Genomic DNA, 12,062 nt, shown 5'->3' with positions numbered 1-12,062 from the left:
GGAATCAGCCGGTTTGGCCTCCAGTGTATGACAGGATCCGGAAATCTTGAGCAGGACTACTTTGTTCACCTTCTCACGACTATCCTGGAAGTGGCGAAATCTCTCGAGTCCCGTCTGTCCATTAAGTTCAACTTCGTGAGCATGGGGGGAGGATTCGGTATCCCCTACAGGGAAGAAGACAAGCCGCTCAATGTTGTGGAGTTGTTCAACGTTTTGTCAGCAGTCTACCACAAGTTCTATGACCGGGGAGAAAAAGAATCTCCCACTCTCATCGTTGAGCCCGGGAAATTCCTCATAGGAAACGCGGGATTTCTTCTCGCCCGGGTAACGGGCAAAAAGAGCAGCTACAAAGACTTTGTGGGTCTGGACGCGGGAATGAATACCCTCATGCGACCGGCACTGTACCATACCTACCACCGGATTCTGAAGGTTGGAGATCCCCATGCACCTCCCGTGGGGAGAGTGGATGTCACCGGGGGAATCTGTGAAAACACCGACAGACTCGCCGAAAATCGCCCTTTTCCGGAAGTAAAGGAAGGGGATCTCGTTGCCGTCATGGATTCAGGGGCGTACGGGTTTTCCATGGCAAGTCAGTACAATACACGACCCAGGCCAGCCGAGGTGCTCCTTGCTAATGGAATACCCAAATTGATTCGCCGCCGGGAATCCATTGGTGACCTCTTCTATCTGTGCGACTGGGAAGGAAGTGGCAGTGGGAGAAACGACAGGAGCTCCGGGTGAAACCACTTGTCTCGTTTGGGGATTGAGACTATACTTGAAATCCAATTCCGTCCGCTAATCCTTCAGGCCAAAAGGGAAAGTTTCACGCATTCGTCCTCATGAACTCGAGAACCCGGTTGGAAAAGGCGATGAGTCTTCAGAAAGCGGATCACGTTCCGGTTATGTGCCAGCTGTCCCTGGGTCACTACTTCCTCTATTCAGGAATCGATCCCATGAAGATATGGTACACCACTGAGGGATTCACCGAAGCGTTGATTCGCATGAGGGAACGATATCAATTCGACGGGATTCTGGTGAATCTTCCTGGAAGAGATCCCAACTATGAAGATCAAATAGAAAAAATTGAGCAGGGAGAAGAGGAACGGATTATCCGCTGGAAGAGCGGTGCCTATACCGTGTTTCCTCATGATGACAATCCTCACTACTACATGGCTGACGGCTCACGATATTTCCCCACGTTTCAGGAGTTGAAGCCGGAGAAACTCTACTACGTGGAGCCGTGGGAACTGACGGACATCACCTATCCTTATGGGTGGGGATTTGAGTCCGAACCGGCTCCGTTTGACAATTTCTTCCCCGACTATCATTTTGACACGATAAGGAGAGTAAAGGCAGCGGTGGGAGACGGCATTTCCGTTCACTCTGAGGTATTCTCACCGTGGTCGCAGTTCCTGGAACTTCTCAACTACGAGAGTGCCCTTATGGGAATCCTAGATGACCCGGGGAAGGCGAAGGCTTGTCTTGGACGTCTCGCTGAAGGAGCCATAGACCTGGCTAGGCGACAGGCGGCGTGCGGCGTGGACGCCGTGCTCATCTCGTCCGCGTTCGCGGGTGGGGGACTTATCTCACGGGACCACTACAGTGAATTCGTACTGCCTTATGAAAAAATGGTCATAAAGGGAATCAAAGAAAAGTTCTCCATCCCCGTGTACACTCACACCTGTGGCAGTATTGGCGACCGCCTTGACCTCATGATGGAAAGCGGTACCGGAGGCATTGACACCCTTGATCCCCCACCCCTGGGGACTGTAGAGCTGGAAGAAGCCAAGAAAGTTCTTGGCGGGAAAGTCTTCATCAAAGGAAACATCGATCCCGTCAACACGCTTCTCAACGGTCAACTTGATTCAGTCAAAGAGGATGTCAAGTGGCGGCTCGAGGTGGGGAAGCCGGGAGGGGGGTATATCTTGAGTTCCGCATGCTCCGTCGCACCTCATACACCACCGGAAAATATTGAAATCCTGGCGGCGCTGGCGGATGAATTTGGAACGTACGACCCCACCCATTAAAGAAGATTGTCCTTCTTCACCGGATACCTTTCTTAGCCACCTCCATGCGAGAACATAGAATTCATTTTCTTCCCGGCAAGAAGACGGGGCATTTCGAAACCGGAACCACATTCCGCGACGCCGGCCTGGCCCTAGGAATCGTTATCGAGTCCAGCTGCGCGGGAATCGGAACATGCGCCAAATGCAAAGTAAACGTCAAGGGAAGCGCCAGTGAACCGGCGAAGGTTGAGGAAGAACTCCTCACCCCTAGTGAGATCTCCAAAGGGGTCAGACTCTCCTGTCAGGCATCGGTGACAGGAAATAGTGTCTGTCTGGTACCGGAAGAATCCCAATCCTTCAGCGAGGTCATCCTGACGGAGGGTGTGCGGGGCCATTTTCCTCTTGACCCCGATACAAGGAAAATCTTCGTCGAGTTGCCTCAAGCTCGCCTGGGTGAAAAATACTTCGACCTGGAACGGTTAGAAGAGGAACTCGCCATAAAAGGGTACAATGTGTCTAGTATTCGCCTTCCCGGGGTGAGGCATCTGCCGAACCTCCTCCGATCCCATGATCAGAAAGTCACCGTCGTGCTTGACGACGATGAGATGATGACTGTAGAAGGAGGAACCACCACAGAAACACTGTTTGGCGTGGCTTTCGATATCGGTACCACGACCGTGGCCGCAAGGCTTTTGAACATGAACACAGGGCAGGTTTCCGCGGTTGCATCGACGGTGAATCCCCAGAAAAACTACGGGGCTGATGTTATATCGAGGATTAGCCATATTGTGGAGCATTCCGGGGGACTGGAATTGCTCCACCGGCTCATTATCAAGACCATGAACGAACTGGTTGAGAATATCTGCTCCCGGGCAGATGTCCCACGGGATGATATTTATAAGGCATCCATAGCCGGCAACACTGTCATGCAGCACATCGTGCTCAATCTTGATCCCAGACATCTTGCTTACAAGCCTTACACACCTGTGTTCAGAGGACCGGCAACCGTTCCGGCAGACGATATCGGACTTCAGCTGAATCGTCACGCCACCGCTTACGTAATTCCGAATCTGGCATGTTTCGTGGGAAGCGACATCACAGCGGTTCTCACGAATCTGGATATGGAAGAACAAGACGACGTACAGCTGGTAGTCGACATCGGGACGAATGGGGAGATGGTCCTGGGATCGAAGGAAAGGCTTCTTTGCTGCTCTTCGCCGGCAGGACCCGCATGGGAGGGGGCGTATATCACGTGGGGAATGAGAGCTGCGCATGGCGCCATCGAGCGAGCTAGCATAGTTGACGGAGAACTGGAGTTCCGTACCATTGGCAACCGGGAACCCCTGGGAATCTGCGGTTCGGGACTCCTTGATCTGGTGTGTGAATTTGTTCGGGCATCCGTGATAGACCCCTCGGGAAGAATCCTGAGTGTAGAAGAGCTGAATCCGGCAGTGAGCGAGAGTTTGAAGTCCCGCATCGTCCACCGGACCAACGGTGCCAACGACATCACCATCGCGGAGATTGACCAGGAGAAATCGGTGATGCTTTTGCAGAAAGATATCCGGGAAGTTCAGCTGGCGAAGAGCGCCATTGCTTCGGGGATTAAGATCCTTATGAAAGAGCTTGGCGTAAAAGCAGAAGACATCAAACAGGTTTATGTGGCGGGGGCATTCGGAAATCACGTAAGAGGCGAGGATGCCATTGATTCGGGACTGCTCCCGGAAGTCTCCCCCGAACAGGTCAAGTTCATCGGCAATGCATCCCTAGCCGGGGCAGAGGCGATCTTGCTGTCCAGGAAGGCGAGAAAGAAGGCTGAACATCTATCCGAAATTATCGAGTACGTGGAGATTTCCGAGCGGGACGATTTTCACGAACTCTTCGTGCAGTCCATGCACTTCCCCGTGGGGAATTCTTAGCGTGGGGAAAACCTTCTTAATAGCGCTGCCATCAATTGTCGGCGAATTGGTGATACGATACACAAATTGGTTAATCCCTGCAGATGGTTGAAAAACTCCTCAGGGAACTGGCGCAGGCCATCATTGATGGTGACAAGAAGAAGTGTGAAGATCGGACAGATCAGCTCCTTGACCAGGGATTGACCGCAAAGGAGATCCTGGACAGAGGTCTTGTCCCGGGAATGGATGTAGTGGGCATCCGGTTCCGTGACAATATTATATTTGTCCCCGAGGTCTTGATCTCTGCCCGGGCCATGAAAGCATCCCTTGCCATTCTCGAACCACTCCTGTCCAAATCAAAAGCAGAGAGGGTGGGGACTTATGTCATCGGTACGGTGAAAGGAGACATACATGATATCGGCAAAAACATCGTGGGAATGATGCTGAAAGGGGCAGGATTCAAGGTGATAGACCTGGGGGTGGACACCCGGGTTGATACGTTTCTGGAAACAGTGGAAAATGAGAAAGCGGATATTATGGGAATGTCGGCCCTGTTGACCACGACCATGGGATACATGAAGGTAGTTATCGATAGACTCAATGAGGAAGCAATGTCTGTGAAAACGATGATAGGCGGTGCACCCGTATCCCAGGCCTTTGCCGACAAGATCGGGGCCCACGCATACGGAAAGAATGCGTCTGAGGCCGTCGAGAAGGCAAAACAACTGCTGGGAATTGACCACAAAGAGAAATCGTGATTCAGAGTCTTCTGGAAAAGGCAAAATCGGGAGTAACACTGCTGGGAGACGGTGCCATGGGTACAGAGCTTCAAAACAGGGGACTGCCCGCCGGCGGGTGTCCCGAAGAGTACAACGTCAGCCATCCTGAGATTATCCAGGCCATTTACCACGATTACTTCGATGCAGGTTCAGAGATTGTGGAGACAAACACTTTCGGTGGCAATCGTTCCCGGCTTGCTCTTCACAATTTCGAGGAGCGTGTGGCAGAATTCTGCAAAAGATCAGCCCAACTGGCCCGGGAAGTGTGCCCCGAGGGGCGTTTCGTGGCAGGCTCCATGGGTCCCACGGGCGACATCCTTGAACCCCTGGGACCTCGCACTCTCACGGACGCTCTCGAGATGTTTTCTGAACAGGCAGAAGCCCTCGCAGAAGGAGGCGTGGATGTCATATTCGTGGAGACGATGATGGCTGCCGAGGAAGCCGAAATTGCTGTACGAGCGGCCAAGAAAACAACACAACTTCCCGTTGTGGCGACCATGACGTTCGAGATGGGAAAAGCCGGTCTCCGGACCATGTGGGGAGTGGATGTTGAAACTGCCGTAAACAGACTGACCGCTGCGGGAGCAGACATTGTGGGGTCCAACTGCGGTACGGGTTTCGATGATATGATCGCCATTGTGGAAGAGATGGTTTCGGTGACCACCTTCCCGATAATCGCTCAGCCGAATGCCGGTATTCCACAATGGGAAGACGGAGTTTCCGTTTACAGGGAAACCCCTGAAATCATCAAGCCAAAGGCGGAGAAACTCCTTGATCTCGGGGTGGCCATTCTCGGGGGCTGCTGCGGGACAAATCCTGACCACATCAGGATGATGAGACAACTGCTGGACGCTCGCAAGGCATGAACCTATCTTATCCAGATTGGATTGTCATATCGCTCTACATGGTTCTGAGTATGGGAATTGCCGTGTTCTTTTCACGGAGAGCAGGCAAGAATACGAGCGAGTTCTTCCTTACGGGGAGAAATCTACCATGGTACATAGCGGGCACGACCATGGTAGCGACCACCTTTGCTGCCGATACTCCACTGGCCGTGACCGAACTTGTGGCAAAAAACGGGATCGCCGGCAACTGGATATGGTGGAACATGCTGTTCGGTGGAATGCTTACGGTGTTTTTCTTTGCGAGATTCTGGAGACGGGCGGGAATCATGACCGACGTGGAATTTGCGGAAATCCGTTACTCAGGGAAACCGGCAGCCTTTTTGCGGGGATTTCGTGCCCTTTATCTGGGCTTGTTCATGAATATGATCATCATGGGATGGGTGAACCTGGCCATGGTGAAGATTCTTACCGTCATGTTTCCCGGATTCACTTTCTTTGGCATCACAAATGTCTCCTTTCTAGGCTTTGAATTTGGCTCACACCTTCTTCTGGTGGGGATCATCATGAGTATTGTTGCAGTATATGCTTCCCTTTCTGGCCTTTGGGGGGTCTCCATCACCGATGCCTTTCAGTTCGTCCTGGCCATGACGGGGACCATCGTTCTGGCCGTCATTGCGGTGAACATCCCACAAGTGGGAGGCCTCGCAGGTCTGAAAGAAAAGCTGCCTGAATGGGTGTTTCAGTTCACCCCTTCCGTTGGAGATGGCGCATCACTCGTGGGCGGGGCCCTTTCCATGACTGTCCTGACCTTTTTCGCTTACCTCGGGATTCAATGGTGGGCCTCCTGGTACCCGGGGGCAGAACCGGGTGGCGGTGGATATGTAGCCCAGAGAATGATGTCAGCTAAAGACGAAAAACATTCCCTCTTTGCCACCTTGTGGTTCATCATCGCCCATTATGCTCTTCGCCCCTGGCCCTGGATTATCGTTGCCCTGGTATCCCTCACCCTCTACCCGGACCTGGCCGTGGAAAACAAGGGGGAAGGATTTGTCATGGTAATGAGAGACTATCTTCCCACGGGACTGCTGGGTCTGCTTCTGGCGGCATTTCTGGCCGCCTACATGTCCACAATTTCAACACAGTTGAATTGGGGAACTTCCTACGTCGTCAATGATTTCTATCGCCGGTTCTACCGGCCGGCGGGAGATGAAAAATATTACGTCAGAGTTGCGAGGATAACGACGGTTGTCATAATGATCCTCTCGCTGTTCGTTACTTCCAGGCTGGACCGAATCAGCGACGCGTGGGCGCTAATTCTAGAATTCAGCGGCGGCATAGGTCTTGTCCTGATACTGCGCTGGTTCTGGTGGAGAATCAATGCCTGGTCCGAGATTTCCGCCATGATTGCACCGTTTATCATTCTCCCTTTTGTGAGGCCGGTCGTCCCGTTTATAGACCCGGTTTTTGAGGCCCCTTTTACGCAGTTCCCTCATACCCTTTACCTCATCGTTCCTTGGTCAACTCTGGTCTGGCTCGCAGTCACTTACCTGACATCCCCCACAGAAGAAAAAACGCTGTTGTCGTTCTACGAACGAGTCCACCCCGGCGGTCGCCTCTGGAAGCCCATCTCGGCCAAGCTGCCGGAGGTTCAAAGCGATAGTGGTTACCGCCTTCTTTTCGTTGATTGGATAGCGGGATGCGTCCTTGTTCTCTCAGCTCTATTCGGGTTTGGCAAGTTGATCCTGGGGGAGTATACTGCCGGCTTTTTGCTCCTGCTGACCGCAGCCGGATCGGCAGCGGTGATCTATGCTCACATGTCAAGAATCGGGTGGGAGAAGGTTGGCAGGTAGGTCTGTGACGCTTCAGACAACGGGAATTACGATTGCGACTGTTCTCCTTTTCTTGGCGCCGGGAGTGTCTCAAGATTCAGCGCTTAAGGAGAGACTTGTGGAAAGAATTACAGGGTTCCATGGCGATGCGGGCCTCTACTTCAAGAATTTGAAGACAGGCGAAACGATTTCCATCGGCGCCCAAGATACCTTCCCTACTGCAAGCCTCATCAAGATCCCCATCGCTGTCCACGTATTTGATCTGCTGGAGAAAAGAAATATCGCGTACACCGACACCTGGATCTATAGGGACAGCCTGGTATACGGAGGATCCGGATACTTGCAGTTTTTCAAAGACAGCACCTCAATAACGGTGAAGGATCTGGTGCATCTCATGCTGACAGTGAGTGATAATGTCGCCGCCATCTGGCTCACGAAAACGCTGGGAGGAGGGGACGCTGTCAATGAGTCGATGGATTCACTGGGACTATCTGTCACGCGAATGAACTCTTTTTCGACAGGGAGAGAAGTTCAGAAAGAAAAATACGGTTGGGGTATGACCACCGCGGAAGAGATGGGTCTTCTCATGGAGAACATTTTTCTCAAACGTATGTTGACACGGGAATCCTGTGAGGAGATCTACCGGATCCTGTCGCACCCGTTCTGGGACAGCTATGCTCCCACGCAGGTTCCCAGCAACCTTAACGTCGCCTCCAAAACGGGAGCTCTGAATGACTATAGATCCGAAGTTGCCTGCGTGAATACCCCGGAGATTGATTATGTCATCTGTATTATTACCGATAATAACCAGGACCAGCGGTGGGTGAAAATCAATGAAGCGGATCAATTCATCATTGATCTCAATCGAGTAATATTTGACCATTTTCATCCCGAATATTCGAAGGAATTCCGGAGCATTCGAGACTCTCTCCAGTTTAAGTACTGAGTTTAGCGATCTACAGGCCTTAGAGAACCGCCAGCCACGAGGAAGTATGGATTTAGCTAGACTGCCGCTTTTTCCCGCCTGGGCATGCAATGACGACACACAATAGCCTGTCATTGCCATACCGCCTGTCCCGCGAAAAGCGGGGACGTGTCGGGAGAAGCAATCTGGAATGTTATGATTAGTAGACTTACGAGATTGCTTCGCTCCGCTCGCAATGACCCAGTATTGTAAGGGTTTTCTCAAGCACTGCACTAGCTTTAGGATTGGGGCGGAATAATTGGTGAAATCCGTGTAAGCCGTGGTTCCTTACTCAGATTGGACAATCGCCGCAATATACCGCATGCTTCCCGGCCATGACTAATTGCTTGATAACTTATCTGAATTGACTTAAAATAAAATGAAGCGCGTATTGGTAACCCCCAATTTCATGATAGTGTACCAACCACCCGGAACCTCTGCTGCACCTCTCTTGCCTCAAAGCATATTCGCCCTGAAATCGAGGGGATTTCTTCATTTCCTCTTGTTCGTAATCTTCATCAGCACCGCCATCGGCGACGAAACCAAGTGGTTGGGTGTGGGTAATATTCATAGCTGGTACTCGAGTGCCGGGGGAGAAAGGGAGGTTGGCCGGATCTACAGCCAGCAAGATGGCTTGAGGTGGCCCGCTCAGTACAGATACCAAGATACCGTGGCGGCGAAGGCCCTCTGGATCGGCTCAACGGATTACAACGATCCACTTGTGAACAAAACCTTTCCATATAAGGTCGTGCACGTGGGGCCGAGAGTTCTCGATGATATTGATGAAATGATTCCAGTTGAATTCAAAATGGTCGGCCGATTTGACCATCCCGGTGTTTTCGTTGACGGCATCCCCGGATCCAGAATGATGTACGGTGATGATGAAGTGGATGAAGTGGATCCAGCACTCGAAGCGGACAGAGTGATTTACAATGTCGTCCACACGGGTATAGGAATCACCTTCCGGCGGAAGATCTCTGCATTCAGCAATCAGAACCACGACAACTATTTCATTTACGATTATGTTTTCAAGAATACGGGCATCGCGAAGAAGGACAGCAGCGTCACACACTCCCAAACTCTCACCGACGTGGTGTTCTTCTTTCAATACCGGTATTCCCCCACGAAAGAGGCGAGGCATTATCATGGGGGCGCTATGCCCCAGTCAATGGGATGGGGACACAGTACTGTTAGTGACGCCGTTTTCGTTCATCCTGTAACGGGAGACCCCTTCAGAGCTCAATTCTCCTGGTTGGGACTTCACTCCCAGGCGAGTTTCAACAGCATCGGAGGTCCCTGGACCACATCCGATGGCCATCTGGCTGCTGCCCAGTACGTGGGGATGCTGACGCTCCATGCCGACAAATCGACCGAAGACAAATCTGATGACCCTGACCAACCTACCACCACCATGTACCTGCAGTCCGATTTGAAAATCACGTCGGGTAACAGCCAGTTCAATGAGGCCCAGATGGGTGAAGAGTATGCTGCCATGACGGCTGGGCATCCTTTGAGGCGGCACGGAGAAGACACAGGGTGCTCCACCCCCATCGACTGCAACGCCCCGGCCAACACTTATGTGAAGGCCGGAGACCCTGGCAACCCGGGTGGGTACTCCCATGGCCAGGGATTTGGCCCATATACTCTTGAACCCGGAGACAGCATCCACATTGTCCTGGCAGAGGGTGTATCCGGCCTTGGGAGAAAGGAGGTCTACGAGATCGGTGCCCGGTGGCTCAGATGGTACAAGGGTGAAAGCCTCACCTTTACGTTACCCGATGGATCCACCACAACAAACGGTGATGAATACAAGAACGCATGGGTTTACACGAGCCAGGATTCCCTGTTTAAGACGTTCGGCCGATCTATCGCCAATTATAGCTCCGGCTTTGCCATTCCATCACCGCCTCCTCCTCCAGAACTTTTTGAGGTGTCCTCCGGGGGAGACCGCATTGCATTAAGCTGGGCGGACAACGCAGAAAGTGACCCGGTCAATCCCGCCGTGGGATACAACATTTTCCGGGCGATCCATGTACCCGATTCCACCTATGATCTCATATTTGAATGCGGTGAGGGTACCGGAAACCCCGTCGTGCATGAATACGAAGACAGATCGGCGGTGAGGGGATTCGACTACTACTACTATATCGTCAGTTTCGATGACGGTAATGCCAACGAAATCAAGCCAGGAGTTCCCCTCTTAAGCAGCAAGTTTTTCACTATGACGAGTGAACCTGCCTTCTTAAGGCGAGAGGCAGGGGAAACTCTGGAGGACATTAGAATTGTCCCGAATCCGTTCAACATAAAGGCCAGGGAACTTCAGTTTGGCGAGAGTGATCCGGATCGAATCATGTTTTACAATCTGCCCCCTGCTTGTACCATCAAGATTTTCACCGAACGGGGCGATCTTATTAAGACAATTGACCACTCCGACGGGAGTGGAGACGAGGCGTGGAACTCGGTCACTTCCTCCAGGCAGGTCGTGGTGAGTGGCGTGTACATCGCTTATTTTGAAACTCAGGAAGGTCGATCCGCCGTTCGAAAGCTTGTGATTCTTCGCTAGATGTTTGAGCACTAATGTCTTGACAACTTGTACTTTGGTTTCATAATGTCCCAGCATGGTCAAGGCGTGAACGACTCAGGTGAGACGTGGTACGATGGATCGCTTGAAAAAGGACTCTCTTCCCCTCCCCAATCCCAATTGACCGTGACAGAAATCCAACCAGAAAATCAGCTCGAAAGGAGATGACTCCATTGATTAGGAAAATCTTCATTGCCACGGCCACGACTGGGGTGTGGCTCAACATGGCGTTTGCAGGCGTGACGGGAAAGATTGCGGGTGCCGTTACAGATTCGGAGACAGGAGAACGGCTCGTGGGCGCTAATATCATCGTCGAGGAGACAGATATCGGGGCCGCGACGGACCAGAACGGGTATTTCGTCATCCTGAACGTTCCACCGGGAAGTTATAACGTTAGGGCCTCGATGATCGGCTACGCCGATTATGCGATTCAAAACGTTCGAGTAGAGATTGACCTCACCACCACGCTTGATTTTCAGATGCCAACTGAAGTGCTTGCAGGTGAGGAAATCGTGGTGACTGCCGGAGAGCGGATGATCAAAAGGGATGTGGCCGCCAGTCAGAAGAGTATTACCTCGAGAAGAATTGAAGAACTTCCCTTTGTGAGCATCACGGAAGTACTGGGACTGGAGGCCGGGATCACTTCAGATCTGGGCATTCGGGGAAGCGGAAGAGACCAAGCCTTGTTCATGGTGGATGGCGTCGTTCTGAGGGATGGAAGAGATAACAATCCCATCACTCAAATCCCTTTAAGTGCCGTGAGCGAAATCTCGGTTCAAACAGGTGGATTCGGTGCGCAATACCATAACGTACGTTCCGGCGTTGTGAACGTGGTGACCAAAGAGGGTCATCCCAACTATTATGCCGGGACGATCAGCCTGAAACGGAGTCCTCCAGGACCCAAACATTTCGGCATTTCGCCCTACGACGCCAACGCATTCTGGCTGCGCCCCTACCTGGACGAGGAGGTGGCCTGGACGGGAACGACGAACGGTGCCTGGGACCGGTACAAGCAGAGGCAATATCCGAGCTTCGAGGGATGGGACGCGGTTTCCGAACGTACGCTGCAAGACAAAGACCCAAGTAATGACCTCTCCCCCGCCGCCGCCCAACGGCTGTTCCGGTGGGAACATCGAAAGGATGGGGATATCAGGGACCCGGAT

General features: G+C 52.3%; 9 protein-coding genes. All 9 read left to right on the top strand.

The window, feature by feature from the left end; all coding sequences use genetic code 11:
* Positions 1 to 741 (top strand): diaminopimelate decarboxylase (locus V3U24_01035; GenBank protein ID MEE9166039.1); only part of this gene is annotated, 741 nt, incomplete at its 5' end.
* Between the two features lie 128 nt (positions 742 to 869).
* Positions 870 to 2,027, top strand: coding sequence for a uroporphyrinogen decarboxylase family protein (locus V3U24_01030; GenBank protein MEE9166038.1), 1,158 nt, complete (start codon positions 870 to 872; stop codon positions 2,025 to 2,027).
* A gap of 44 nt (positions 2,028 to 2,071) precedes the next feature.
* A complete protein-coding gene (locus V3U24_01025; protein MEE9166037.1) occupies positions 2,072 to 3,922 on the top strand; it encodes an ASKHA domain-containing protein in 1,851 nt (616 codons plus the stop codon).
* Positions 3,923 to 4,005: 83 nt separating this feature from the next.
* Positions 4,006 to 4,659: a corrinoid protein gene (locus V3U24_01020; GenBank protein MEE9166036.1), complete on the top strand. Its 654-nt coding sequence runs from the start codon at positions 4,006 to 4,008 to the stop codon at positions 4,657 to 4,659.
* On the top strand, positions 4,656 to 5,546 hold the full coding sequence (locus V3U24_01015) for a homocysteine S-methyltransferase family protein (protein MEE9166035.1): 891 nt from the start codon (positions 4,656 to 4,658) through the stop codon (positions 5,544 to 5,546). The genes V3U24_01020 and V3U24_01015 overlap by 4 nt, the downstream gene beginning before the upstream one ends.
* Entirely contained in the window at positions 5,543 to 7,375 is a 1,833-nt protein-coding gene (locus V3U24_01010) for a sodium:solute symporter family protein (GenBank protein ID MEE9166034.1), read from the top strand. Before V3U24_01015 ends, V3U24_01010 begins: the two co-directional genes overlap by 4 nt.
* Complete coding sequence (locus V3U24_01005; GenBank protein ID MEE9166033.1) at positions 7,365 to 8,300, top strand: serine hydrolase; 936 nt, start codon at positions 7,365 to 7,367, stop codon at positions 8,298 to 8,300. The genes V3U24_01010 and V3U24_01005 overlap by 11 nt, the downstream gene beginning before the upstream one ends.
* A gap of 397 nt (positions 8,301 to 8,697) precedes the next feature.
* Positions 8,698 to 10,881, top strand: a complete 2,184-nt coding sequence (locus V3U24_01000) for a fibronectin (GenBank protein ID MEE9166032.1) — start codon at positions 8,698 to 8,700, stop codon at positions 10,879 to 10,881.
* Between the two features lie 191 nt (positions 10,882 to 11,072).
* A partial coding sequence (locus tag V3U24_00995; protein ID MEE9166031.1) for a TonB-dependent receptor occupies positions 11,073 to 12,062 on the top strand: 990 nt, incomplete at its 3' end.

Source organism: Candidatus Neomarinimicrobiota bacterium (assembly GCA_036476315.1).
Lineage (GTDB): Bacteria > Fidelibacterota > Marinisomatia > Marinisomatales > S15-B10 > JAZGBI01.
This window is presented reverse-complemented; position numbering and strand designations above follow the sequence as displayed.